The organism is Pseudomonas sp. MWU13-2862 (genome assembly GCF_023242495.1).
Taxonomy (GTDB): domain Bacteria; phylum Pseudomonadota; class Gammaproteobacteria; order Pseudomonadales; family Pseudomonadaceae; genus Aquipseudomonas; species Aquipseudomonas gingeri_D.
Genome location: NZ_JALMEZ010000006.1, coordinates 262,535 through 287,750 on the forward strand (window position 1 = coordinate 262,535; position 25,216 = coordinate 287,750).

Below are 25,216 nucleotides of genomic sequence, written 5' to 3' on the forward strand. Positions count from 1 at the left end.
CATATTCAGTTACCGAGGAGCCCATCGCCGTGTCCATCTACCTGACGGAATTCCTGACCGTTGCCCTGATTCACCTGCTGGCGGTGGCCAGTCCCGGCCCGGACTTTGCCGTGGTGGTGCGCGAGAGCGTGACCCATGGTCGACGTGCCGGCACCTGGACCGCGCTGGGCGTCGGCACGGCGATTTTCCTGCATGTGGGCTACTCGCTGCTGGGGATCGGCCTGATCGTGTCGCAATCGATCGTGCTGTTCAACGCCTTGAAATGGCTGGCGGCGGCCTACCTGCTGTACATCGGCTTCAAGGCTATCCGCGCCAAGCCGGCCCAACCGGTGAGCGACGAGCTGGCCTTGCAGGTCGGTGAGCGCACCGCGCGCGGCGCCTTCACCTCGGGCTTCGTGACCAATGGCCTGAACCCCAAGGCCACGCTGTTTTTTCTCTCGCTGTTCACCGTGGTGATCAACCCGCACACGCCGCTACTGGTCCAGGCCGGCTACGGCGTTTACCTGGCCGTGGCCACCGCGCTGTGGTTCTGCCTGGTGGCGATGCTGTTCAGCCAGCAGCGTGTACGCGCCGGTTTCGCCCGCATGGGCCATTGGTTCGACCGGACCATGGGCGCGGTGCTGATCGCCATCGGCGTGAAGCTGGCCTTCACCGAGATGCATTGATCGAGCTGAACTGGTTCAGGGCATTCAGGTAGTCCCGCGGGTTGTCGCCAAGCAGGCGACGAAACATCGAACTGAAGGCTCGGGCGCTGCCATAGCCCAACACCTTGGCCACGTGCTGCACGCTTTCCCCGGCGATCAGGCGTGGCAAGGCCTCCATCAGGCGCAGTTGCTGGCGCCAGGCATTGAAATTCATCCGTACTTGCTGCTGGAACAGCCGCGCCAGGGTCCGGGTACTGGCGCCGACCTGCTGTGCCCAGTCTTCCAGGCTGTTGGGGTGGTCCGGGGTTTCCAGCAGGGCCAGGCAGATCCGTTGCAGGCGCCGGTCCGTCGGCATCGGGATATGCAGCGGCAGGTTCTCCAGGGCCGCCAGTTCCTCCAGCATAAGCTGCTGGATCAGCGGGTTTTTCGCCTGTTCCGGGCCTTGCACCGCACGCACGATCAACTCCCGCAGCAACGGCGTCACCGCCAGCACACAGCAACCGTGGAGGTTGGCCGGGGAATACTCGGCGGCGATAAATAACGACCGCATGCGCACTTCGCCGCTCATGAAAATCTCATGCTCGACCCAGGGCGGAATCCACACGGCGCGGGTTGGCGGGATGATCCACGCGCCTTCGGCGGTGACCAGGCGCATGACCCCGCACACGGCATAGAGCAACTGCGCTTCCTGATGGACGTGCAGTTCCTGGTGTGCGCCGTCGACGTAGTCGCGGGGATAGGCGCTGACTGGGCCGTGTAGGAAGTGGCTGATTAGCATGTCTGATTCTACAAGTCTGTCTGGTTTGATGAGTTTGTTGGCGGAAATACGTTTTGTCGCCAACTTAGCATAACGGACCGATAACAATCCTGACGTGTGTGCCGCGATGAACCAACCCCGAAACGTAATCCGCTACATCAATGCAGCTCATGTGATCGACCACATGTTCATGCTGATTTATCCCGCCGCCGTGCTTGGCATGGGCCAGGCCTTCGGTCTCGACTTCGCCCAGATGATCGGCCTGTCCCTGGGCGGCTTCATTGCCTTCGGCGCCTGTTCGCTGCCGGCCGGCTGGCTGGGGGACCACTGGAGCCGGCGGAGCATGATGCTGCTGTTCTTCTTCGGCATCGGCGCCGCATCGATCTTTACCGGCCTGAGCAGCACGGCACCGATGCTGACCCTGGGGCTGACCCTGGTGGGCGTCTTCGCCGCGATCTACCACCCGGTGGGCACGGCGATGCTGGTCAGCTACGCGCAGAACCGTGGCCGTGAAATCGGCGTCAACGGCATGTGGGGCAACCTCGGCGTGGCGTTTTCGGCGCTGGTCACCGGCTTTCTGGTGGCGCAGTTCGGCTGGCGTTCGGCGTTTATCCTGCCGGGGGCGGTGTCGATCATCCTCGGCGTGCTGTTTGCCTGGCAGGTGCGCGAAGAACCGATCCCGCTGCAGCCCCATGTGAAACTGCGCAACGCCAGCGGCCAGCAGATCTCCATGATCATGGTGTTCAGCGTCCTGGCGCTGGTCACGGCCACCGGCGGGGTGGTGTTCAATGCCACCACCATGACCTACCCGAAACTGTTCCAGGAGCGCCTGCATGAGTGGCTCGCTTCGCCGCAGTTGCTCGGGGTGATCGTCAGCCTGGCCTACGCCTTTGGCGCGGTGGCGCAGTTGAGCATCGGGCGGATGCTCGACCGCATGAGCCTGAAGTGGCCGTTCGTGGTGCTGACCCTGTGCCAGGCACCCTTGCTGTTCGGCCTGGCCTACGTCGACGGCCTGTTGGTGATGGTCCTGGGCGCGGCGCTGATGTTCGTGGTGTTCGGCCAGGTAACGGTGAATGATGCGATGGTCGCCAATTTTGTCGCGCCGCAGTGGCAATCGCGGGTCTTTGCCTTGCGCTACTGCCTGTCGTTCGGGGCCAGCGCGACGGCCATTCCATTGATCGCCTTTGTCGAACCGCGCCAGGGTTTTGCCGGCCTGTACCTGATCCTCGCGGGCTTTGCCGCACTGACCTTTGTCGCCGCGCTGGTGTTTCCGCGCACCCCGGCCCAGCAGCCCGCCGGACAGCCGGCCTGAGTCTTGGCGGAGGTTCAAGTGGGTGCTGGCTGTGAGCTAGCACTCACGTTCGTCTGCAAATCATTCCTTTGGGTGATTTAGTGGATGCGCGGTGGCTCTAGAGTGCCTATCTTTAGCTTCGACCGTGCAGACAGACCAAGGAAGCTCCATGTTGCAGACTCGTATCATTCCGCCCGCCGAAGGGGCTTATCAATACCCCCTGTTGATCAAGCGCTTGCTGATGTCCGGCAGCCGCTACGAGAAAACCCGCGAGATCGTCTATCGCGACAAGCTGCGCTACAGCTATCCGACCTTGAGCGAGCGCGTCGCCCGCCTGGCCAATGTACTGACGGCGGCGGGGGTCAAGGCCGGCGACACCGTCGCGGTGATGGACTGGGACAGCCATCGCTACCTGGAATGCATGTTCGCCATCCCGATGATCGGCGCGGTGATCCACACCATCAACGTGCGTCTCTCGCCCGAGCAGATCCTCTACACCATGAACCACGCCGAGGACCGCTTCGTGCTGGTCAACAGCGAGTTCGTCGGCCTGTACCAGGCGATCGCCGGGCAACTGACCACGGTGGACAAGACCCTGCTGCTCACCGACACCGAGGACAAGAGCGCCGAGTTGCCGAACCTGGTGGGTGAATACGAGCAACTGCTGGCGGCGGCGAGCCCGGTCTACGACTTCGAGGATTTCGACGAGAACTCGGTCGCCACCACCTTCTACACCACCGGGACCACCGGCAATCCGAAAGGCGTGTACTTCACCCATCGCCAACTGGTGCTGCACACCATGGGCGTGGCGACCATCATGGGCAGTATCGACAGCGTGCGCCTGCTGGGTACCAACGACGTCTATATGCCGATCACCCCGATGTTCCACGTGCACGCCTGGGGCCTGCCCTATGTGGCGACCATGCTCGGGCTCAAGCAGGTCTATCCCGGCCGCTACGACCCTGAGCTGCTGGTGGAGCTGTGGCGCAAGGAAAAGGTCACGTTCTCCCACTGCGTGCCGACCATCCTGCAGATGGTGCTCAACGCCAAGGCGGCCCAGGGCACCGACTTCAAGGGCTGGAAGATGGTGATCGGCGGCAGTGCGTTGAACCGCACGCTGTATGAGACCGCCAAGAGTAGGGGCATTCAACTGACCGCCGCCTATGGCATGTCGGAGACCGGCCCGCTGGTGTCCTGTGCCCACCTCAGCGAAGAGTTGATGGCCGGCAGCGAGGACGAACGCACCACCTACCGGATCAAGGCCGGTGTACCCGGGCCGTTGGTGGAGGCGGCGATTGTCGACGAGGACGGCAACTTCCTCCCGGCGGACGGCGAGACCCAGGGCGAACTGGTGCTGCGCGCGCCCTGGCTGACCGAGGGGTATTACAACGAACCGCAGAAGGGCGCCGAGCTCTGGGCCGGCGGCTGGCTGCACACCGGCGACGTGGCGACCCTCGACAGCCTGGGGGTGATCGATATCCGCGACCGGATCAAGGACGTGATCAAGACCGGCGGCGAATGGATCTCCTCCCTGGCCCTGGAAGACCTGGTCAGTCGTCATCCGTCGGTACGTGAAGTCGCGGTGGTGGGCATTGCCGATCCGCAATGGGGCGAGCGTCCGTTTGCCCTGCTGGTCTTGCGTGAAGGCCATGAAATCGGTGCCCGGGAGCTCAAGGAACACCTCAAGCCGTTCGTCGAGCAGGGGCATTTGAGCAAGTGGGCGATTCCGAGTCAGATCGCCCTTGTTACGGAAATTCCCAAGACCAGCGTCGGTAAACTGGACAAGAAGCGCATCCGTATTGATATCGTCCAATGGCAGGCCAGCAACAGCAGCTTCCTCTCGACCCTTTGAGGTGTCCCCACCACGCCCGAAAGGGCGTGGCAGCCCCACCAAGCAAGTGCTTGGCTTGTCGAATCCGAATTTTCAGTCATTCTTGCCCGCCGCTTTTCAGCGGCTTGGCGAACGCATTGTTTGTGCAGTGACCTCAGGGTGCAAATCACACTTTAGAGGGATCAAGCGGTACTACCTGCTGGATATAGTCCGCTGACGGATTTTCAGGAGTGGGGCGGGCCAGCGATAAGCCGCCACTTCGGGCGAGGGTTGGGAGTGTCTGCTTCCCTTTCGTCCGAGGCGTTCCTGAAGGTACTCACTGCCAAAACAATAAAGCACATGGAGTATGTCGATGATCGCGCTAAACCCGTTCTGGCGCCGGGCGAAACTGCCCTTGGCCGTCAGCCTCGCCTCTACACTCGCCGGTCCCGCCTTTGGCGTCAGCTTCAATGTCGGTGAAATCGAAGGCAGCTTCGACTCGTCCCTGTCCCTGGGGGCCAGCTGGTCGACGCAGAATCCCAACAGAAACCTGATCGGCGTCAACAATGGCGGCGCGGGGTTGTCGCAGACCTCCGATGACGGGCACCAGAACTTCAAGGCCGGGGACACTTTTTCGAAGATCTTCAAGGGCGTGCATGACCTTGAATTGAAATACGGCGATACCGGCGTGTTCGTGCGTGGCAAGTACTGGTACGACTTTGCCTTGCAGAACCAGGACCTCGACTTCAAGAACGTCAGCAACGACGGTCGCCAGGAAGGTGCCCGCTCTTCCGGCGCGGAAATCCTCGATGCCTTCGCCTATCACAACTACAGCATTGCCGACCTGCCGGGCACGGTGCGCCTGGGCAAGCAGGTGGTGAGCTGGGGTGAAAGTACCTTTATCGGTGGCGGCATCAATGCGATCAACCCGATCGATGTGTCCGCGTTCCGTCGTCCGGGGGCCGAAATCAAGGAAGGCCTGATTCCGGTCAACATGTTCTACATGAACCAGAGCCTCACCGATAACCTCTCGGCGGAAGGCTTCTACCAGATCGGCTGGGATGCGACGGTCACCGACAACTGCGGCACCTTCTTCTCGCAGTCGGATATTTCCTCCCATGGCTGTAACAACAACCTGCGGGTCTTGAATTCGACCGCCACGATCAGTCCGGCCCAGCAAGCAGGCCTACGGCCGTTTGGTGTCGATATCAACGGCGAGGGTGTGTTGGTTCGGCGCACGCCCGACCAGGATCCCAGCAGCGGCGGTCAGTTCGGCTTGGCCATGCATTACAACTTCGAGCCGCTGGACACCGAGTTCGGCGCCTATTTCATGAACTACCACAGTCGCGCGCCGATCTTCAGTGCCAAGGGCGCCTCCCAGGCGGTTTTCAATGCTGCTCCGGGTTTCGGTGCCGCGGCCCCCTTGGTGGTGGCCGGCAACTCCAGCTACTTCATGGAGTACCCGGACAATATCCGCCTGTATGGCTTGAGCTTCTCCACCACCTTGCCCACCGGCACGGCCTGGAGCGGTGAGTTGAGCTACCGGCCGAATGCGCCGGTGCAGATCAGCTCCACCGATATCCTCTATGCCGGTGTCACGCCATTGCCGGGCCTGGGGAATGCCTCGATCCTCAAGGGCTCGCCGGGTCAGACGATCAACGGCTATAACCGCAAGGAAATCACCCAGTTCCAGACCACCTTCACGCATTTCTTCGACCAGGTCATGGGGGCCAGTCGCCTGACCCTCGTCGGTGAAGCGGGGATCACCTATGTGGGCGGTCTGGAAAGCCGTGACAAGGTTCGCTACGGTCGGGATCCGGTCTATGGGCCGGGCACCTTGCCCAATGGTTTTTGCCCAACCCTCAATGGCAGCACCATCGCTGGCGCGGGTCCCGGCGCGGATGCCAGCAACCGCAGCACCAACTGCAACAACGACGGCTTCACCACCGCCACCTCCTGGGGTTATCGCGCCCGGGCCATCTGGGAATACCCGGATGTCTTCGCCGGGGTGAACCTCAAGCCCAACGTGGCCTGGTCCCATGACGTGAAAGGCTACTCGCCGGGCCCTGGCGGCAACTTCGAACAAGGGCGCAAGGCGGTCAGCCTGGGCCTCGATGCCGAGTACCAGAACACCTACACCGCGAGCCTGAACTACACCAACTTCTTCGGCGGCGACTACAGCACGGTGGATGACCGTGACTTCGTGGCCCTGAGCGTTGGCATGAACTTCTAAGACCGTTGCACTTGAAGGAATAACAACAAGATGAAAATCACCAAGAATCTGCTTCAGGTCGGTGTGTTGGGATTGTCGTTGCTGGCCACCGGCGTAATGGCGGCGGTGTCCGCCGACGAGGCGGCGAAACTGGGCGCGAGCCTGACCCCGATGGGCGCGGAAAAGGCCGGCAACGCCGCCGGCACCATCCCGGCCTGGACGCCGATGGCCAAGACCATCGGCACGGTCGACAGCAAGGGTTTCCTCTCCGACCCGTACGCCAGTGAAAAACCGCTGTTCATCATCACCGCGCAGAACGTCGAGCAGTACAAGGACAAGCTGGCCCCGGGGCAATACGCGATGTTCAAGCGTTACCCGGAGACCTTCAAGATGCCGGTCTACCCGTCCCATCGCGGCGCCACCGTACCGGATGACGTGTTTGCCGCGATCAAGGAAAACGCCACCAGGACCAACCTGGTCAGCGGCGGCAACGGCCTGGAAAACTTCAAGACCGCGGTGCCGTTCCCTATCCCGAAAAGCGGTGTGGAAGTGATCTGGAACCATATCACCCGCTATCGCGGCGGCAGCGTGACTCGCCTGGTGACCCAGGCCACGCCCCAGGCCAACGGTTCGTACAGCCTGGTGTATTTCCAGGACCAGTTCGTCTTCCGCGACAAGATGAAGGACTACGATCCGGCCAACCCGGGCAATATCCTCTTCTACTTCAAGCAGAAAGTGACCGCGCCGGCGCGTCTGGCCGGTGGCGTGCTGCTGGTCCACGAAACCCTCGACCAGGTCAAGGAACCGCGTTCGGCCTGGGTCTACAACGCCGGCCAGCGCCGTGTGCGCCGGGCCCCGCAAGTCTCCTATGACGGTCCGGGTACTGCCGCCGACGGCCTGCGCACCTCCGACAACCTGGACATGTACAACGGCGCGCCGGACCGCTACGACTGGAAGCTAGAAGGCAAGAAGGAGATGTACATCGCCTCCGACAGCTACAAGCTCGATTCGCCGCAACTGAAGTACGCCGACATCATCAAGGCCGGGCATATCAACCAGGACCTGGCGCGCTACGAGCTGCGCCGCGTCTGGCACGTGGTCGCGACCTTGAAGGAAGGCCAGCGGCACATCTATGCCAAGCGTGACTTCTATATCGACGAAGACACCTGGCAGGCGGCGGTGATCGACCACTACGACGGTCGCGGTCAGCTCTGGCGTGTCGCCGAGGCCCATGCCGAGAACTACTACGACAAGCAGGTGCCTTGGTACGCCCTGGAAACCCTCTACGACCTGCAGTCCGGCCGCTACCTGGCGCTGGGCATGAAGAACGAAGAGAAGCAGGCGTATGACTTCGGCTTCACCGCCACCACCAGCGACTTCACCCCGGCCGCCCTGCGCCAGGACGGCGTTCGCTGAAACTGTGGGAGCGGTGCTTGCCCGCGAAGGGGCCCTTAAAGTTGCTAAAAGCTTCGCGGGCAAGCACCGCTCCCACAAAAGCTCTGCCCCTAAACAAGTTCGGCTCTCAAATAGGCATCGCTCTCACAGGCAACCGTTACAAGCGCAGGCCGCATCCTGCGTTGAAACGCCCCGGCTGATTCGGGGCGTTTTTTTGCTCGCGGGATATGTGTGGCTAAATATTTCAGATTCGATGCTTTTCGACAAAATTACGACAATAAGCCTTCATTACGGCGCTTTTTACCGCTAGTCTGCGGACATCTGCCTGCCGATAACAGCCCTTCAACAAGAGCCGGCCATGACTGATCTGTCCCGTGTGCAAGGTCCCGTGGGCCCGGCCATACCTGCCCTGGAAGGACGCTTCTACCGTCCGCCACTGCCGGACGGCTATGTATTGCGGCCGCGCCTGTGCGAACGCCTCGGCGCCGGGTTACACGGCCGCCTGCTGCTGATCAGTGCCCCGGCCGGCTTCGGCAAGAGTTCGCTGGCGGTGGAGTTCTGCCAGGGCCTGCCCGGGCATTGGCAAAGCCTGTGGCTGGGGCTCAGCCCGCGGGACAACGATCCGGGGCGTTTCCTCGAGCGCCTGCTCGATGGCCTGCAACATTACTTCCCAGGCGTCGGCAGCCAGGCGCTGGGCCTGTTGAAAATGCGCCAGCGCCATCAACCCTTCGCTTTCGAGGAATGGCTGGACGGCCTGCTCGACGAGCTGGCATTGCATCTCTCCAGCACCGCGCCGCTGTTGCTGGTGCTCGACGACTACCATCTGGCCCAGGGCCCGGTGCTGGATCGTTGCCTGCAGTTCTTTCTCAATCACCTGCCCGCCGGTCTGCTGGTGCTGGTCACCAGTCGACAGCGGCCGGAGTGGCACCTGGCGCGCCTGCGGTTGTCGCGGCAACTGCTGGAATTGAACGAGCAGGACCTGCGCCTGACCCACGACGAATCCCTGGACCTGTTCGAGCGCCACAGCAGTTCCTTGCGTGGCGAAGCGCTGAACAACCTGATCGAACGCAGCGAGGGCTGGGTGGCCGGCCTGCGCTTCTGGCTGCTGGCTGCCGCCCAGGCCAGCAGCGACATGGCGTTGCCCCAGGTCCTGCAAGGGGGGACCGGGCTGATTCGCGACTACCTGCTGGAGGAGGTGATCGATTGCCTGCCGCCCGAGGTCCAGGCCTTTCTCTACGACACCGCGCCCCAGGAGCGCTTTTGCAGCGAACTGTGCGACGGGATTCGCGAATCCCACGACAGTGCGCAGATCCTCAGCTATCTGCAATCACACCAGGTGTTCCTGGTACCGCTGGACGAACACGGCCATTGGTTCCGTTATCACCACCTGTTTTCCGACCTGCTGCGCAGCCGCCCGCCGAGCAATGCCCTGGTCCCCGCCGCCAGCCTGCATCTGCGGGCCTGCCGCTGGTTCAGCACCCAGGGCCTTTTCGATGAAGCGGTGGAACAGGCACTGCGCGCTGGGCATCTGGATGTGGCGGCCAACCTGGTGCAGAACCTCTCGGAAGAACAACTGCTGGCCGAGCAGAACGTCGGCATGCTGCTGCGCTGGAAAACCGACTTGCCCGACCGCCTGCTGGTCAGCACGCCACGTTTGATCGTGCTCTACGCCTGGGCCTTGGGCCTGGCCTGCCAGCTGGACGCGGCCGAAGAACTGGCCAGCCATCTGAGCCGCTTCCTGCCCGCACCTTCGGCCACGGCGCAGAAGTCCATGCTTGCGCAATGGCTGGCCCTGAGCGGGATCATCGCCCGTGGTCGGGGCGATCGCCAAAAGACCCAGGCCTATTGCGGCGAAGCCTTGCTCAGCCTGCCGCATAAACGTTACGGCCAGCGCCTGGTGTGCCTGTCGACCCTGTCCAACCTGGCGATTGCCGATGGCGACCTGTGGCGCGCCCGTGGCCTGAATCGTGAGTCCCTGGAGCTGGCCCAGCGGGTCGGTAACCCCTTGTTCGAGGCCTTGGCCCATTACGACCGGGCGCGGGTGCTCCAGGCCCGTGGCGAGGTGCTGCGCGCACTGGATGAGGTCCGCCAGGGCTTGCAGCGCCTGGAGGGGTTATCCGCCCAGCGGTTGTACGCCGCCCGTGCCCGGTTGACGCTGTACGAGGGGTATCTGCTGACCCTGCGCCTGCAACCCGAAGCCGGGCGCATTCGCCTGCTTGCCGGCCTTCACGAGGCGCGGGCCTGCCGGGATATCAGCGTATTGGTCGGGCATTGCGTGATTGCCAGCCAGGACGGGCGCAATGGCGAGTTCGCCAAGGCCTTTGCCGAACTGGCCGAGGCCGAGCGCTTGATGCATATCTGGGACGTGCCGCCGATCTACTACCTGGCAATGATCACCCTGATGAAATGCCAACTGTGGCTGGCCCAGGGCCGTATCGACCTGGCCGAAGTCTGGCTGGGGCGTCTGGAACAGACCTATAACGGCGATCAACCGGCGGCGGCACCGGAGTTCCATCTGCAACTGCCCCTGCATATCCAGTTGCAGCAGGCGTTGCTTGAAGCCTTGCGCGACAAACCGGCGGCCGCGCGGCAGCGGTTGGCTAAGCTGGTGGAGCAGGGCCAGGCCAGCGGCGGCCAATTGCTCAGCGTGATGGCCTGGAACCAGTGGGTGCTGGTGTTGCTGGCGACGGCGCGGGAGGCCGAAGCCCGGCCGCTGTTCGCCCGCGCGGTGGAGGCCACCACGGGCGGCGCGCTGTTGCCGTTCCAGGCCCTGGTGAAGGCGCATCCGGAGTGGATGCGCGAGCAACTGTTGCACGGCCCCGACACGCCGCTGCGACAAAGCCTGCTGGCGCTGCTGCCGGCCCCGACGGTGCGTGAAGCGGGGGAACTGGCGCAGCCGGTCGAGAGTCTGAGTACCCGTGAGCTGGCGGTCCTGCACTTGATCGCCCAGGGTTGTTCGAACCAGGAGATCAGCGACCAGTTGTTCATTTCCCTGCACACAGTGAAAACCCATGCCAGCCATATCAACAGCAAGTTGGGGGTCGAGCGGCGGACCCAGGCCGTGGCGCGGGCGCAGGAGCTGGGGTTGCTGGGCGAATCGCGCTGAGCGCTTCGGCCTACCGTTCGCCCCACGAGCCGTCGAAGAAGCTTCGACGGGGTGGCTATGTGCCTTGCGTCAGCTATAACCAATAGACGTCAGCACTCACTTTCAACGCCTTGAACGACTGAAGGCTGACGAGGGGGGAGGAACGGCGCCACGTCAGCGCTCTTTGGTCATGAATTACAAAGGAATTGCCTGGGAGCAAGGAATGCGCGAGTCCACATTTAGTCCCTCTCCGGTTGTCCTGATCGTTGACGACCAGGCGACCGAAGCGATGATTCTCCGCGAGTCGGTGCGGGACCTGGCCCAGGTGCATGTCGCCACCAGTGGTGAGGAAGCGCTGCGAGTGGCACGCCAATGCCGTCCCGATGTGGTCCTGCTGGATATCGAGATGCCCGGCATGAACGGCTTTGAGGTCTGCAAGGCGCTGAAGGCCGATCCCAAGCTGTCCGACGCCGCGGTGATTTTCGTTACCTCCCATGCCCAGGCCGATTACGAGCTCCAGGCCCTGGGCTACGGCGGTATCGATTTTATCCAAAAACCCCTGAATATCCCGGTGGCCAGGGCGCATATCAACGCTCATATCACCCTGCGCAACGAAGCCAAGCGCCTGGCCAACCATGACGCCCTTACCGGCTTGCCCAATCGCATGCTGTTGCAGGATCGTGCCGAGCAGGCGCTGAAAATGGCCCGGCGCGATCACGGGCGGCTGGCGATGTTGTTGCTGGACCTGGACAATTTCAAGGCTATCAATGACTCCATGGGCCATTCGGTTGGCGACCAGATGCTCAAATATGTGGCGACGCGCCTGTCGATGCTCCTGCGCGGCATGGATACCCTCAGTCGCCAAGGCGGCGACGAGTTCATCATCCTGCTCTCGGAGGTGGACGGTTTCGAGGCGGTGGGCGATTTCGCCGAGCAGGTTCTGGCGGCCATTTCCAGCCCGTTTTCATTGCAGGGCACGCGCTACGACCTGAGCGCCAGTATCGGCATCGGGGTGTTCCCGGAAGACAGCGATGATCTCGAATCGCTCTACCGACATGCCGACGCCGCGATGTATCAGGCCAAGCTGGCCGGGCGTAACCGCTACCTGTTTTTTTCTCCCGGTATCGAAAGCGGCATGCGTGCCCGCCACTTGCTTGAACGGCATATGCGCGCGGCCATCGAGGAGGGGGTGTTCGAGGTGTTCTACCAGGCCAAGGTCGATGCCCAGGACCAGTGCGTGGTCGGCATGGAGGCACTGATCCGCTGGCGCAACGGCGACGGCAACCTGGTCTCGCCGGCGGACTTCATTCCGCTGGCCGAAGAAACCGGGCTGATCATCCCCATCGGCAAATACGTGCTGCTCCAGGCCTGCAAGGACACCTGCAAACTCCATGAGCTGGGCTATCCGATCTGCGTCAGTGTGAACATCAGCGCCGTGCAGTTTCGCGAAGAGTCGTTCCTTGGCATGGTCAAGGGCATCCTCCTCGACTCGGGCCTGGAGCCGCGCTGGCTGGAGCTGGAAATCACCGAAGGGGTCCTGGCCCGGGACATCGACAACGCCCGCGAAACCCTGGTGGCGCTCAAGGAATTGGGCGTGCATGTGGCCATCGACGATTTCGGCACGGGGTATTCGAGCCTGGCCTATCTCAAGCGGTTTCCCATCGATGTGTTGAAGATCGACCAGAGCTTTGTACGCGACATGCTCACCGACAAGAGCGACCTGGCCATTGTCGAGGCGATCATCAAGTTGGGGCAGGCACTGGGCCTTGAACTGGTGGCCGAAGGCGTGGAGACCCCGCAACAGGCCGCCCTCCTGCTGGAACGGGGTTGCCGGATCATGCAGGGCTATCTGTATTGCCGACCAATTCCGTTTACCCAGATATGCGCCTTCCTGTCTTCATGGCCACGAACGGCATGAGGGCCGTGGGGCCAGTTGCCGCCGATCGATATCCCGACCCTCGGGATCGCCGCACTGCTCAAGGGAGCCCCAGTGTTGAAACGAGCTAGCCTGTCTGCCCTGAATGGGCGTGTCGCGATGATCCTGGCCCTTGGGCTGGTGGCGACGGTCGTGGGATGCCTGATCCTGCACAATAGCAATGAGCAACGTACCCGCGAAGCCCTCGACGCCGAGGCCGAAAGCGCGGTGCAGTCGGTGTTGACCCGGCTGCAGCTTTACCAGTACGGCTTGCGCGGTACCCGTGGCGCGATGATCACCGCCGGCGTGGATGGCATGACGCGGGAGATTTTCCACCGCTATAGCCAGATGCGTGACGTGCCCAAGGAGTTTCCCGGGGCCCGCGGGTTCGGCTTTATCCGCCGGGTACCGGTTCAGGAACTGGATGCGTTTGTGCGCCGGGCCCGGGCCGATGGTGCACCGGACTTCACTATTCGCCAGTTTGCGCCTCATGACGGCGACCTCTATGTGATCCAGTACCTGGAGCCGAACGCCGACCAGTCGGCGGCCTTCGGCCTGGACATCGCCTCGGAGGCCGACCGGGCCGAGGCAGCCCGGGGGGCTGCACGTAGCGCAAGCGCGCGCATCACATCGCCGATCACGCTGGTACAGGCGTTGGGCAGCCCGGAACAGTCGTTCCTGATCCTGTTGCCGATCTACAAGGACGGTATCGTCCCGCCCACCGAGGCGGAGCGCGAGGCGGCTGTGGTGGGCTGGGGCTACGCACCTTTGCTGATCGAGAGTGTGCTGGGCGGTTTGTTACCGGAAAGCGAGGCCGTGAACCTGCGGCTCACGGACATTACCGTGCCGGGGAAGGAGGAGCAGTTCTACCAGACGAGCTATGCGGCGGGAGCGCAGCCGGTGGGGTTGATGACCCAAACCCTGGAGCGCGACATCTTCGGTCGGCGCTGGCAGGTCCAGTTGGAGGCGTTGCCGCTGTTCGCCCAGCGCCTGCACCTGGTGTCGCCAACGGTGGTGTTTTTCCTCGGTGTCCTGGCGACCTTGCTGCTGGCCGCGCTCGCGGCCATTGCCGGGATCAGCTCCCAGCGTCGTCTGCAGGTGATCGCCGAGCAGGCGCGGCTGGCCTCGATCGTCGAGGGCTCGGCGGACGCGATCATCGGAAAGACTCTGCAAGGTGTGGTGACCAGTTGGAACAAGGGGGCGCAGAAGCTGTTGGGTTATACCGCGCAGGAGGCGGTGGGCCTGCCGCTGGTGAAGCTGATCGTACCGCCCGAGCTGGCTCCGGAAGAGGTCGATATCCTGGCGCGTATCGCACTCGGCGAGACGATTACCAACTTCGATACCCTGCGGCGGCGCAAGGACGGTTGCAATATCCATGTGTCGGTCAATGTTTCCCCCATCTGCGACGAACACGGTCGGGTGGTCGGTGTTTCCAAGATTCTTCGCGACATCAGCGCGCAGAAGGCCGCCGAGGCGCGGATTCTCGAACTCAACTCCAGCCTCGAAGAGCAGGTGGCGGCACGCACCTCGGAGCTGCGGCGGATCAATCTGCTGTTCAGCAGTGTGCTGCGTTCGGCCTCCGAGGTGTCGATCATCGCCACCGATCTGGACGATGTGATCAGTGTGTTCAACGAAGGCGCCGAGCATATGCTCGGCTATCGCGCCGAAGAGTTGCTGGGCAAGACCACGCCGGCACTCCTTCATGTCGAACAGGAAGTCACCCGCCGTGGGGCTGAGCTCAGCATTGAGTATGGGCAGGTCATCGAAGGTTTCAGGGTCTTTACCCACAAGCCGGAGTTCGAACACTCGGAGACCCGCGAGTGGACCTATGTGCGCAAGGATGGCTCCCATGTGCCGGTCAGCCTGGTGGTGACGTCCCTGCGCGACGACGAAGGGCAATTGATCGGTTACCTGGGCATCGCCGTCGATATCACCCAGCGCAAGGCCGCCGAGCATCAGCTTGAGTTGAGTCTGCAAGCGAGCCGGGTGATCCGGGATCAATTGTTGATGGCCGCCGATGTGGCCGAGTTGGGTATCTGGACCTGGACCCTGGCGGACAATGGCTTGCAATGGAACGACCGGATGTTCGAGTTCTACAGCCAGCCGCTGACCCTGCGTGATAACGGCTTGAACTATGCGCACTGGTACGAGCGGGTTCACCCCGAGGACGTCGAGGCGGCCGCCGCGCAGTTGGCGGCCGCCGTCGCCGGGGAGGGCGTGTATGACCCGATCTTCCGCGTGCAGGCGCCGGACGGCCGGATACGTTTCATTCAGGCCGGCGCCCAGGTCGAGCGTGATGCCCAGGGGCAAGCCCTGCGGGTCACCGGTATCAACCGCGATATCACCGCCCAGCGCGAGTTGGAGTCCTATCTGCTGCGGGCCAAGAACCAGGCCGACAGCGCCAGTGCGGCCAAGTCGTTCTTCCTGGCCAATATGAGCCATGAAATCCGCACGCCGATGAACGCGGTGCTGGGGATGTTGCAGTTGGTCCAGCACACCGACCTCAAGGCCCGCCAGCGCGACTACGTGGTCAAGGCCCAGACGGCGGCCAGATCGCTGCTCGGGCTGCTCAACGACATCCTCGACTACTCCAAGATCGAGGCCGGCAAACTGCGCCTGGACCCCCACCCCTTCGAGCTCGAGCCGCTGATGCGCGACCTGGCGGTGGTGCTCGCGGGTAACCAGGGCAGCAAGGAAGTCGAGGTGATGTTCGACCTGGACTCCGACCTGCCCGGCAGCCTGGTGGGCGACAGCCTGCGCTTGCAGCAGGTGCTGATCAACCTGGCCGGCAACGCCCTGAAGTTCACCCAGCAGGGCCAGGTAGTGGTCAGTATCCGACAGTTGAAGCGCCTGCCGGGCTCGGTGAAGGTTCGGGTCGAGGTGTGCGATACCGGCATCGGTATCAGTGCCGAACAACTGCAGCGGGTGTTTGACGGTTTCGCCCAGGCGGAAGCTTCGACCAGCCGCCGTTTCGGCGGCACCGGGCTGGGCCTGGTGATCTGCAAGCGCCTGGTCGGCCTGATGGGCGGTGAGTTATTGGTCGAGAGCGAGGTGGGGGTCGGTAGCCGGTTCTGGTTCGATATCAGCCTGGATGTGGCCCGCGAGGAGGCCCTGCGGCTGTCCTGTCCCGGTGTCGATTCGACGATGCGCCTGCTGGTGGCCGACGACAACTCCATGGCCTGTGAGCTGCTGCTGCGTACCGTGCGCTCCCTGGGCTGGACCGCCGACACGGTGAGCGGTGGCACGGCGGCGGTCGAGGCCGTGCGCGCAGCGCAATTACGCGGCGAACCCTACGATGTGGTGCTGATGGACTGGCGCATGCCGGATATGGACGGCCTCAGCGCCGCCCGCTTGATCAGTTTGCAGGAACGGGCCGCGCCGCCACCGATGGTGATCATGATTACCGCCTACGGGCGTGAGGTCCTGGCGGATGTACACCACGAAGGCGATGCGCCCTTTGTGGGCTTTCTCACCAAACCGGTGACGCCGCGGCAGTTGGCCGATGCGGTCCAACGTGCCTTCAGCACCAGCGAGCCGCTACCCGAGGCCTTGCCCGGGCCGGTCAGGCCCCGGCGCCTGGCCGGCTTGCGCTTGCTGGTGGTGGAAGACAACGTCCTCAACCGTCAGGTCGCCGACGAGTTGCTGAGGGGCGAAGGTGCCCAGGTCATCCTGGCGGAAGGTGGGTTGGAGGGCGTCAGCCAGGTGATGTCGGCGTCGACGCCGTTCGATGCGGTGCTGATGGATATCCAGATGCCGGACATCGATGGCCTGGAAGCGACGCGGCGGATTCGTCGCCACCCGCATTTTGCCCTGTTGCCGATCCTGGCGATGACCGCCAACGCCTCCAGCAGCGACCGTGAGGCCTGTATGGCGGCGGGCATGAACGATCATGTGAGCAAACCCATCGACCTTGAACAACTGGTGCTGAAGTTGCGCGTCCAGACCGGGCGCGAGGCGCCTCAGCCGTTGATGATGAGTGAGGTGCACCAGTATTCGACGGAGTCGGTGATCGAACCACGGGATTCGATCATGAGCCGCTTCGGTGGCAATCTCGAACTGATCTGCACCGTCCTTTACACCTTTGGCGCGGAGCTGGAAAAACACCTGGCGTTGCTTCCGACACACCTGCAGGACCGCGACGGGCCGGCGGTGGCGGCGGTGCTGCATGCGATCAAGGGCAGTTCCGGCACTGTCGGTGCGCGGGCCTTGTCGCAGCGTGCCAGTGCCCTTGAACGCGAGCTGATGTATGGTGATGCGGCGGCGGTGCTGCGGGTGCTGGAGGACCCGCAATGGTTGCCGGAACTCAAGGAACTGCTGGTGCGCAGTGTCGAGCAGTTGCAGACGGCGTTTGGCACCGGGTATCGAGGGGATTCGCCCAGGGAGGTGGCTTCGGGGCCGTTCTCTTGAGCCTTGGTCCTGGTTTGGAGAGGGATTGGACTCGCATGCTTGATGAAACTGTTTAGACCTTTACTGCAGCGACCGGTGGCCTTGCTGTGGGGAGGGCTGGCGCTCTCGGCCATCGGTGATGAGTTGTTCGCGATTGCTGTTGCCTGGATGGCTGTGCAGGTCGCGGGCAGCGATGCCAGTTGGCTCGGTGCCTTGCGCGGCACGGCCGCATTGGCGGGAGCGTTGCTGGGCGGGATCTGGGCCGAGCGCTGGGACCACCGACGCACGATGATCGGCGCTGATCTGGTGCGCGCCGGGTTTGCCCTGATACCGATGCTGGCCTGGGCGTTGGGCTTTATGAGCCTGTGGACCCTGGCGATACCGGTCATGCTGATGATGATCGTCAACTCCCTGTTCGAACCGGCGTTGCGCGCCAGCCTCCCTCGGATTGTCGCGGCGCCGGGGCAGTTGCAGGCGGTCAACGCGCTGTTCGACGTGATCCTCCGGGTGGCGCGGGTGATCGGGCCGATGCTGGCGGCGGCCATCACCCTGCTGATTCCGCTGGAGCAGCTGTTTACCCTCAACAGCCTGACGTTCCTGATCTCGGCCTGGGCGCTGATGAAACTGGGCAAGGCCCTGCCGCGTCAACCGGCCAAAATGATCAGCCGGCGCGCCGCGTTTGCCGCCGGTTGGCGCAGCCTGGTCGGCCGGCGGCGGATGCAGGTGGTGTATGTGTGTGCCGGGTTGGGCAACGTCGCCTGGAGCCTGGGGATGTCCATCGGCATGGCGCTGGCGGTGGTCAAGTATGATATCCAGGGCTTTGGCTTCCACGGCTTTGCGGTCTACGGCCTGATCATGGGGGCTTATGGCGCGGGCAACCTGATCGGCATTTTTGTCGTCGGCAACCTGCAGATCCGTCGCCTGTATGGTGGTTTCAGCTTCGGTTCGGTGCTCAATGGCCTGGGCATTGCGATCATTGGCGCGGCGGTGCTGTACCTGCCGGCGGAGCACGTCCTGGCCGGCATGATGTTCGGCGCCGGTCTGGCGGCCCTTGGCGGTCCGGTGATCGATATCTCGTTTATCCTGCTGATTCAAACCACCTTCAGGCAGAGCGAGATCGCCGGTCTGGCCAGGCTGCGTTTTGCCGCGATGGGGGCCTCGATCCTGATTGCCGGCGCGTGTGGCGCGGCACTTTATGCGCGCTTCGAACCGGGCAGTGTCATCGTCGGGAGTGGGATTCTAGAAGTTATCGCTGGTGTGTTGGTGTTGCTCGTGCCCAAGGGCAGTGGCCGTGCCGGCGTGAACAGCGATGAATTAAGCCAGACACAGTATTGTCCCCAGCAGCAGGAATGAACCCCGGGCTGAATCAAACCCTACTAACTTCACAGTGAACACCTATGGACGCTGCAAAACCTAGCCTGATTCGCGAAACCTTCCCCGTCGGTCCCTTGCAGTGCAACTGCACCCTGATCGGCGATCCGATCACAAAAAAGGCCATTGTCGTCGACCCGGGCGGCAACCCGGAACTGATTCTCGCCCGGCTCGAAGCCCATGGGCTGAAACTGGTCAGCATCATCCATACCCACGCGCATCTGGATCACTTCCTGGCCTCCGGCCAACTCAAGGAAAAAACCGGCGCGACCCTGCACCTGCACAAGGAAGACCAGTTCCTCTGGGACAACCTGGAAATGCAATGCAACCTGTTCGGTGTGCCTTACGTACCGGTGCCGTCACCGGACCAGTGGCTGGCCGATGATGAGGAATTGGCCTGCGGCTGCGGGGTGGCCCTGCATACGCCGGGGCATACCCCGGGCTCCATGAGCTTCTGGTTTGCCGAGGCCAAACTGCTGATTGCCGGTGACACGCTGTTTCGTCGCGGGATTGGGCGCACGGATCTGTGGGGCGGCGACCAGGCCACGATTGTGCGTTCGATCAAGCAGCGCCTGTACACCCTGGACGAAGAGGCGACGGTGGTCACCGGGCACGGCCCCGACACCCACCTGGGCGAGGAGATGCGTGAGAACCCTTTTGTGCGCGGCTGAAAAGTTTCATGGAATTTTTGCCATTCGTCATGTTCCAAGGCGTGCAGGGGTCTATTGTCAACGACTGTTGCACCTTAAATGAGTAGGAGCCTGATTCATGTTCACCTCGCGTCGCTTGATTATCCTCGCTACCGCCGTCGCTCTCGTGTCCGGCTGTGCCTCGCAAAACCCGTATGACAGCCAGGGGCAGGCACAACAGCAACCGAGCTCCGGGGGCCTGAGCAATACCGCCAAGTACGGCGGTATCGGTGTGCTGGCCGGTGCCGCGGCCGGTGCATTGATCAACCACAAAAACCATGGCCAGGGTGCGATGGTCGGTGGTGCCCTGGCCGGTCTGGCCGGTGCCGGTTATGGCTACTACGCCGACCAGCAGGAAAAGAAACTGCGCGAGAGCATGGCCAATACCGGGGTCCAGGTGCAGCGCCAGGGTGATCAGATCAAGTTGATCATGCCCGGCAACATTACCTTCGCCACCAACTCCGATGCGATCGCCAGCAGTTTCTATCAGCCGTTGAACAACCTGGCCAACTCCCTGAAGGAGTTCAACCAGAACCAGATCGAAATCGTCGGCTATACCGACAGCACCGGCAGCCGCCAGTTGAATATGGATCTGTCCCAACGCCGGGCCCAGAGCGTTGCCAACTACCTGACCTCCCAGGGGGTCAGCGGGGCCAACCTCTCGGCGCGCGGTGCCGGTCCGGATAATCCGGTGGCCAGCAACGCCGATGTCAACGGTCGGGCGCAGAACCGTCGGGTGGAGGTCAACCTGAAGGCGATTCCCGGTCAGAACTACGGCCAGCCGCAAGGTCAGCCTCAAGTTCAGCCGTATCCGCCACAAGGCCAGCCGCAGTACCAGCAGCAGGGCCAACAGTACCAGCAACAAGGTCAGCCGCAATACCAGCAGGGCCAGCAATACGGTCAGCCGGTGCAGCAATACCCTTGATTGCCTGACTGAACCCCAGGTGTAAAAAAAAGCCCGCCCGATCACTGATCGGGCGGGCTTTTTAATAGCGCTGGAAACCGGCTTATTTTTTCAGGCCGTAGTGCTCATCCAGCATGCCGGGCGCATTGGGCGCCTTGGGGGCGTAGTCGCGTGGCGGCTCCTGGCTGCGCGGTGGCGTCAGGCGTTCCCGAGGGCTCTGTACCGCATCGGCGTGCAGGGCGGCGAGCAGGCGCTGGCGGGTCTGTTCGTCGAGGGCCAGGCGGTTGGCACCCTCGGCGAGATGGTCTTGCACTTCCTGGTAGCTCTGGGTGAGTTTTTTCACCAGGTTCGCGGTGCTGTTGAAGTGGGTGACCACTTCGTTCTGATAACTGTCGAAACGTTCCTGGATATCGTCCAACTGGCGCTGCGTGCTGCTTGGAGCGGCACTCGGGACCAGACGGGCGACCAGGAAACCAATGGCGACACCGGCAACCAGGGCAAGAGTCGGCAACAACCAAACTAAGAGCGAGTGTTCCACGAGTCCTTCCTCTATAAACGGCTTTGCTTTACGTTAACGGCTCGGACCTGCGCTGTATACCGCGATCTTAAGGTCGCAGTCATGTCAGGCACAGACTTTTAGCTAGACGAGTCGACCCCTTGAGAGGTCACGGAGTTCCTTCCTTGCTGATGCGTGAAACCCCTGTATTGATCGATGGCCCTGTCGGCCAACTGGAAGCCTTGTACCTGGATATCCCCGAACCACGGGGCCTGGCGTTGATCTGCCACCCCAATCCAGTGCAGGGCGGCACGATGCTTAACAAGGTCGTCTCGACCCTGCAGCGCACGGCGCGCGATGCCGGCCTGATCACTTTGCGCTTCAACTATCGCGGCGTCGGCGCCAGTGCCGGCAGCCACGATATGGGCCACGGCGAAGTCGATGACGCCCAGGCCGCCGCGCAATGGCTGCTCGAACGGCACCCGGGTTTGCCCCTGACCCTGTTCGGTTTTTCCTTCGGCGGTTTTGTCGCGGCGAGCCTCGGCGGTCGCCTGGAAGCCCAGGGCCAGACCTTGCAGCACCTGTTCCTGGTGGCCGCGGCGGTCATGCGTTTGCAGGCGGTCGACCGTCTGCCGGAAAACTGTCCGCTGACCCTGATCCAGCCGGAAACCGACGAAGTCATCGATCCGCAGCTTGTCTATGATTGGTCCGCCGCGCTGGAACGTCCCCATGAGCTGCTGAAAGTGGCAGAATGCGGACACTTTTTCCACGGCAAGCTGACCGATCTCAAGGATCTGATCCTGCCGCGCCTCTCGAATTGAACAAGCGACCCTCCATGACCACACGTACGCGCATCCTTACCGGTATCACCACCACGGGCACGCCGCACCTGGGCAACTACGCCGGCGCGATCCGCCCGGCGATCCTCGCCAGCCGCGACAGCAACGCCGATTCGTTCTACTTCCTGGCCGACTACCACGCCCTGATTAAGTGCGATGACCCGCTGCGCATCCAGCGCTCGCGCCTGGAAATCGCCGCGACCTGGCTGGCCGGTGGCCTGGATGTGGACCGCGTGACCTTCTATCGTCAGTCGGATATCCCGGAAATCCCCGAGCTGACCTGGCTGCTGACCTGTGTCGCCGCCAAGGGCCTGCTCAACCGCGCCCATGCCTACAAGGCCTCGGTGGACAAGAACGTCGAAGGCGGCGAAGACCCGGATGCCGGGATCACCATGGGCCTGTATAGCTACCCGGTGCTGATGGCCGCCGACATCCTGATGTTCAACGCCCACCAGGTGCCGGTCGGTCGCGACCAGATCCAGCACGTGGAAATGGCCCGCGACATCGGCCAGCGCTTCAACCACCTGTTCGGCCAGGGCAAGGAATTCTTCGTCATGCCCGAAGCACTGATCGAGGAAAGCGTCGCCACGCTGCCGGGCCTCGATGGCCGGAAAATGTCCAAGAGCTACGACAACACCATCCCGTTGTTCAGCAGCGCCAAGGACATGAAGGAGGCGATCTCGCGGATCGTCACCGACTCCCGTGCGCCGGGCGAAGCCAAGGACCCGGACAATTCGCACCTGTTCACCCTGTTCCAGGCGTTTTCGACCCCGGCGCAGGCTGCCGAATTCCGTGGCGAGCTGCTGGCGGGCCTCGGTTGGGGCGAAGCCAAGAGCCGCCTGTTCACCCTGCTGGACAACGATCTGGGCGAGGCCCGCGAGCGTTATCACGAGCTGATCACCCGTCCGTCGGACCTGGAAGACATTCTCCAGGCCGGGGCGAAGAAAGCCCGTAGCGTCGCCACCCCGTTCCTCGGCGAGCTGCGCGAGGCGGTGGGCCTGCGCTCCTTCGTCAACCAGACCCAGGTGGCCGCGAGCAGCAAAAAGAAAGCCGCCAAGGCTGCGCGTTTTGTCAGCTTCCGGGAAGACGACGGCAGTTTCCGTTTCCGCCTGCTGGCCGCCGATGGCGAACAACTGCTGCTGTCGCGGCACTTTGCCGATGGCAAGGCCGCCGGTGCGGTGACCAAGCAATTGCAAGCCGGCCAGGCCCTGGATATTCGCAGCGAGGCCGGGCGTTTCAGCGTCTGGCTGGAAGGCGAGTGCGTGGCCGACAGCGCCGAGTTCGCCGACGAAGTGTCGCGTGACGCGGCCATCGAGGCGTTGCGGGTCGCGTTGACCCCGGCACAGGATTGATTCGAGGCCTTCCCGACCAAGGGTTGATTGCCATTCCCACGGGCCGTCGCTAAAGTGACGGCCCGTTTTTGTTACCTTGCTAACGAAATTATGACGCCCCTAGAACGATATCAAGCTGATCTGAAACGCCCCGAGTTCTTTCACGACGCGGCCCAGGAAACGGCAGTGCGCCATTTGCAGCGCCTGTACGACGACCTGATCGCGGCCTCGCAGAACAAGCCGGGCCTGCTCGGCAAACTGTTCGGCAAGAAAGACCAGGCGCCGGTCAAGGGCCTGTATTTCTGGGGCGGCGTCGGTCGCGGCAAGACCTACCTGGTGGACACCTTCTTCGAAGCGCTGCCGTTCAAGGAAAAGACCCGCACGCACTTCCACCGCTTCATGAAGCGGGTGCACGAAGAAATGAAGACCCTGACCGGCGAGAAAAACCCGCTGACCCTGATCGCCAAGCGCTTTGCCGCCGAGACCCGGGTGATCTGTTTCGACGAGTTCTTCGTTTCCGATATCACCGACGCGATGATTCTCGGCACCTTGATGGAAGAGCTGTTCAGGAACGGCGTGACCCTGGTGGCCACCTCGAACATCGTGCCGGACGGTTTGTACAAGGACGGCCTGCAACGCGCGCGCTTCCTGCCGGCGATCGCCCTGATCAAGCAGAACACCGAGATCGTCAACGTCGACAGCGGCGTCGACTATCGCCTGCGGCACCTGGAGCAGGCCGAGCTGTTCCACTTTCCGCTGAACGAAGCGGCCCAGGAAAGCCTGCGCAAGAGCTTCCGCGCGCTGACGCCGGAATGCACCCAGGCCGTCGAGAACGACGTACTGATGATCGAGAATCGCGAGATCCGCGCGATCCGTACCTGCGACGACGTGGCCTGGTTCGACTTCCGCGAACTGTGCGACGGCCCGCGCAGCCAGAACGACTACATCGAACTGGGCAAGATCTTCCATGCCGTGTTGCTCAGCGGTGTCGAGCAGATGAGCGTCACCACCGATGATATCGCCCGTCGATTCATCAACATGGTCGACGAATTCTACGACCGCAACGTCAAGCTGATCATCTCGGCGGAAGTGGAACTCAAGGATCTCTACACCGGCGGGCGTTTGAACTTCGAGTTCCAGCGCACCTTGAGCCGTTTGCTGGAAATGCAGTCCCACGAGTTCCTGTCGCGGGCGCACAAGCCTTAATCGCGATCCCCGGCGCGGCCCACGAGCCGCGCTGTGTTCGGGGTTAGCCGGTGGTGGGGAAGGTCAAGACCTCTCCATCCCTGGGAATCAGCAGGCGCGCTTCGACGCCGGCCAACTGCGCCGCGTCGGCCAGCGAGCGGCGTTTCACCGGGCAGTGGCTGAGGGCTTCCAGGTGATTGGCGATCACCAGGCCCGCTGACCGCTGGGTGAACTCGATCACCTCTTCAATGCCCATGATGATGTCCCCGCCCAGATCGAAACGCGCGCCGCCCGCCGGCACGACGGATAACTGTGGCCGATGCTCGGCGACGAACGCCTTGACGGTCGGGGTGAGCAGGGTATCGCCGCTCAGATAGAGACTGGGCTCGCCGGGCATTTCAATCAGATAACCCACCCCATGTTCCATCAGCTTGCCCACCAGTCCCTGGCCGTGGGTGCAGCGAACCGTACGGATCTGACCATCGAGGAAGGGGCTGGGGTGTTCGTGATCGCTGGGCAGCGGCTGCACGTTCAGGTCGTGGGTGGCCAGATAGGCCGCGTCGTGGGGCGTGCAGATCACCGGTGTGCCGGTGTCGCGCAGCCATTTTTTCGCGGCGCGATCGAGGTGATCGAAGTGGCCTTTCTGGCAATGGGTGATCAGGCAATGGGTGACCGACTGGAGTGCCTCCGTGGCCGATACCGGCAATTCGACCAGCGGGTTGCGGTTCCTGGCGCGAAATACGCGTAACGATGGCAGGGCGTTTTTACGCGCGAGCATCGGGTCGACCAGAATACGATGGCGGCCGAACTCCAGGATAATCGTCGCATTGCGTAGCTGATGGATGTGCATGCTCATACCTCTGGGAAGAGGTTGCATTGTGTTCGACCGGGCGGTCACGCAGAATG

At 62.8% G+C, this 25,216-nt stretch carries 17 protein-coding genes; 14 read left to right on the plus strand and 3 right to left on the minus strand.

Annotation, left to right across the window (positions count from 1 at the left end):
- Window positions 1-35: 35 nt before the first annotated feature.
- Window positions 36-665, plus strand: a complete 630-nt coding sequence (locus tag M5C56_RS13575) for a LysE family transporter (RefSeq protein WP_103494602.1) — start codon at window positions 36-38, stop codon at window positions 663-665.
- Here M5C56_RS13575 and M5C56_RS13580 read toward each other — a convergent pair.
- On the minus strand, window positions 649-1,422 hold the full coding sequence (locus tag M5C56_RS13580; protein WP_103494493.1) for a helix-turn-helix transcriptional regulator: 774 nt from the start codon (window positions 1,420-1,422) through the stop codon (window positions 649-651). The genes M5C56_RS13575 and M5C56_RS13580 overlap by 17 nt on opposite strands.
- A gap of 106 nt (window positions 1,423-1,528) precedes the next feature.
- Between M5C56_RS13580 and M5C56_RS13585 the strand changes: the two genes are divergently transcribed.
- From M5C56_RS13585 to M5C56_RS13630, 10 genes are all read left to right on the plus strand, one after another.
- On the plus strand, window positions 1,529-2,713 hold the full coding sequence (locus tag M5C56_RS13585; RefSeq protein WP_103494494.1) for an MFS transporter: 1,185 nt from the start codon (window positions 1,529-1,531) through the stop codon (window positions 2,711-2,713).
- A 148-nt stretch (window positions 2,714-2,861) separates the two neighbouring features.
- The gene (locus M5C56_RS13590) at window positions 2,862-4,544 is read left to right on the plus strand and encodes a fatty acid--CoA ligase (protein ID WP_103494495.1); all 1,683 of its coding nucleotides are present in this window, start codon (window positions 2,862-2,864) and stop codon (window positions 4,542-4,544) included.
- A 331-nt stretch (window positions 4,545-4,875) separates the two neighbouring features.
- Complete coding sequence (locus tag M5C56_RS13595) at window positions 4,876-6,735, plus strand: DUF1302 domain-containing protein (RefSeq protein WP_103494496.1); 1,860 nt, start codon at window positions 4,876-4,878, stop codon at window positions 6,733-6,735.
- A gap of 30 nt (window positions 6,736-6,765) precedes the next feature.
- Entirely contained in the window at window positions 6,766-8,130 is a 1,365-nt protein-coding gene (locus M5C56_RS13600) for a DUF1329 domain-containing protein (protein WP_103494497.1), read from the plus strand.
- Window positions 8,131-8,467: 337 nt separating this feature from the next.
- Window positions 8,468-11,215: a LuxR C-terminal-related transcriptional regulator gene (locus M5C56_RS13605; RefSeq protein WP_103494498.1), complete on the plus strand. Its 2,748-nt coding sequence runs from the start codon at window positions 8,468-8,470 to the stop codon at window positions 11,213-11,215.
- Window positions 11,216-11,417: 202 nt separating this feature from the next.
- Window positions 11,418-13,112, plus strand: a complete 1,695-nt coding sequence (locus M5C56_RS13610) for an EAL domain-containing protein (RefSeq protein WP_103494499.1) — start codon at window positions 11,418-11,420, stop codon at window positions 13,110-13,112.
- Window positions 13,113-13,229: 117 nt separating this feature from the next.
- Window positions 13,230-17,516 carry a CHASE domain-containing protein gene (locus M5C56_RS13615; RefSeq protein WP_247263180.1) on the plus strand — a complete coding sequence of 1,429 codons (4,287 nt, stop codon included), beginning with the start codon at window positions 13,230-13,232 and terminating at the stop codon, window positions 17,514-17,516.
- 42 nt (window positions 17,517-17,558) lie between these two features.
- Entirely contained in the window at window positions 17,559-18,848 is a 1,290-nt protein-coding gene (locus tag M5C56_RS13620) for an MFS transporter (protein ID WP_103494500.1), read from the plus strand.
- 44 nt (window positions 18,849-18,892) lie between these two features.
- Window positions 18,893-19,537 carry an MBL fold metallo-hydrolase gene (locus M5C56_RS13625; protein ID WP_103494501.1) on the plus strand — a complete coding sequence of 215 codons (645 nt, stop codon included), beginning with the start codon at window positions 18,893-18,895 and terminating at the stop codon, window positions 19,535-19,537.
- 97 nt (window positions 19,538-19,634) lie between these two features.
- On the plus strand, window positions 19,635-20,480 hold the full coding sequence (locus M5C56_RS13630; RefSeq protein ID WP_103494502.1) for an OmpA family protein: 846 nt from the start codon (window positions 19,635-19,637) through the stop codon (window positions 20,478-20,480).
- An 82-nt stretch (window positions 20,481-20,562) separates the two neighbouring features.
- Here the strand turns inward: M5C56_RS13630 and M5C56_RS13635 are convergent, their stop codons facing one another.
- Entirely contained in the window at window positions 20,563-20,997 is a 435-nt protein-coding gene (locus tag M5C56_RS13635) for a DUF1043 family protein (protein ID WP_103494503.1), read from the minus strand.
- Between the two features lie 149 nt (window positions 20,998-21,146).
- Between M5C56_RS13635 and M5C56_RS13640 the strand changes: the two genes are divergently transcribed.
- The 3 genes from M5C56_RS13640 (at window position 21,147) to zapE (ending at window position 24,331) form a co-directional block, all read left to right on the plus strand.
- Window positions 21,147-21,776: an alpha/beta hydrolase gene (locus tag M5C56_RS13640; RefSeq protein WP_103494604.1), complete on the plus strand. Its 630-nt coding sequence runs from the start codon at window positions 21,147-21,149 to the stop codon at window positions 21,774-21,776.
- A 14-nt stretch (window positions 21,777-21,790) separates the two neighbouring features.
- Window positions 21,791-23,146 carry a tryptophan--tRNA ligase gene (locus M5C56_RS13645; protein ID WP_103494504.1) on the plus strand — a complete coding sequence of 452 codons (1,356 nt, stop codon included), beginning with the start codon at window positions 21,791-21,793 and terminating at the stop codon, window positions 23,144-23,146.
- A 90-nt stretch (window positions 23,147-23,236) separates the two neighbouring features.
- Window positions 23,237-24,331, plus strand: a complete 1,095-nt coding sequence (gene zapE, locus M5C56_RS13650; RefSeq protein ID WP_103494505.1) for a cell division protein ZapE — start codon at window positions 23,237-23,239, stop codon at window positions 24,329-24,331.
- A 43-nt stretch (window positions 24,332-24,374) separates the two neighbouring features.
- Here zapE and M5C56_RS13655 read toward each other — a convergent pair whose 3' ends face one another.
- Window positions 24,375-25,160 carry an MBL fold metallo-hydrolase gene (locus tag M5C56_RS13655; protein WP_103494506.1) on the minus strand — a complete coding sequence of 262 codons (786 nt, stop codon included), beginning with the start codon at window positions 25,158-25,160 and terminating at the stop codon, window positions 24,375-24,377.
- Between the last annotated feature and the right edge of the window lie 56 nt (window positions 25,161-25,216).

Excerpts from the sequence above, each read along its gene's own strand:
- M5C56_RS13580 (WP_103494493.1), bottom strand. The coding sequence starts at position 1,422 with ATGCTAATCAGCCACTTCCTACACGGCCCAGTCAGCGCCTATCCCCGC.
- M5C56_RS13585 (WP_103494494.1), top strand. The coding sequence starts at position 1,529 with ATGAACCAACCCCGAAACGTAATCCGCTACATCAATGCAGCTCATGTG.
- M5C56_RS13590 (WP_103494495.1), top strand. The coding sequence starts at position 2,862 with ATGTTGCAGACTCGTATCATTCCGCCCGCCGAAGGGGCTTATCAATAC.
- M5C56_RS13595 (WP_103494496.1), top strand. The coding sequence starts at position 4,876 with ATGATCGCGCTAAACCCGTTCTGGCGCCGGGCGAAACTGCCCTTGGCC.
- M5C56_RS13600 (WP_103494497.1), top strand. The coding sequence starts at position 6,766 with ATGAAAATCACCAAGAATCTGCTTCAGGTCGGTGTGTTGGGATTGTCG.
- M5C56_RS13605 (WP_103494498.1), top strand. The coding sequence starts at position 8,468 with ATGACTGATCTGTCCCGTGTGCAAGGTCCCGTGGGCCCGGCCATACCT.
- M5C56_RS13610 (WP_103494499.1), top strand. The coding sequence starts at position 11,418 with ATGCGCGAGTCCACATTTAGTCCCTCTCCGGTTGTCCTGATCGTTGAC.
- M5C56_RS13615 (WP_247263180.1), top strand. The coding sequence starts at position 13,230 with ATGATCCTGGCCCTTGGGCTGGTGGCGACGGTCGTGGGATGCCTGATC.
- M5C56_RS13620 (WP_103494500.1), top strand. The coding sequence starts at position 17,559 with ATGAAACTGTTTAGACCTTTACTGCAGCGACCGGTGGCCTTGCTGTGG.
- M5C56_RS13625 (WP_103494501.1), top strand. The coding sequence starts at position 18,893 with ATGGACGCTGCAAAACCTAGCCTGATTCGCGAAACCTTCCCCGTCGGT.
- M5C56_RS13630 (WP_103494502.1), top strand. The coding sequence starts at position 19,635 with ATGTTCACCTCGCGTCGCTTGATTATCCTCGCTACCGCCGTCGCTCTC.
- M5C56_RS13640 (WP_103494604.1), top strand. The coding sequence starts at position 21,147 with ATGCGTGAAACCCCTGTATTGATCGATGGCCCTGTCGGCCAACTGGAA.
- M5C56_RS13645 (WP_103494504.1), top strand. The coding sequence starts at position 21,791 with ATGACCACACGTACGCGCATCCTTACCGGTATCACCACCACGGGCACG.
- zapE (WP_103494505.1), top strand. The coding sequence starts at position 23,237 with ATGACGCCCCTAGAACGATATCAAGCTGATCTGAAACGCCCCGAGTTC.
- M5C56_RS13655 (WP_103494506.1), bottom strand. The coding sequence starts at position 25,160 with ATGCACATCCATCAGCTACGCAATGCGACGATTATCCTGGAGTTCGGC.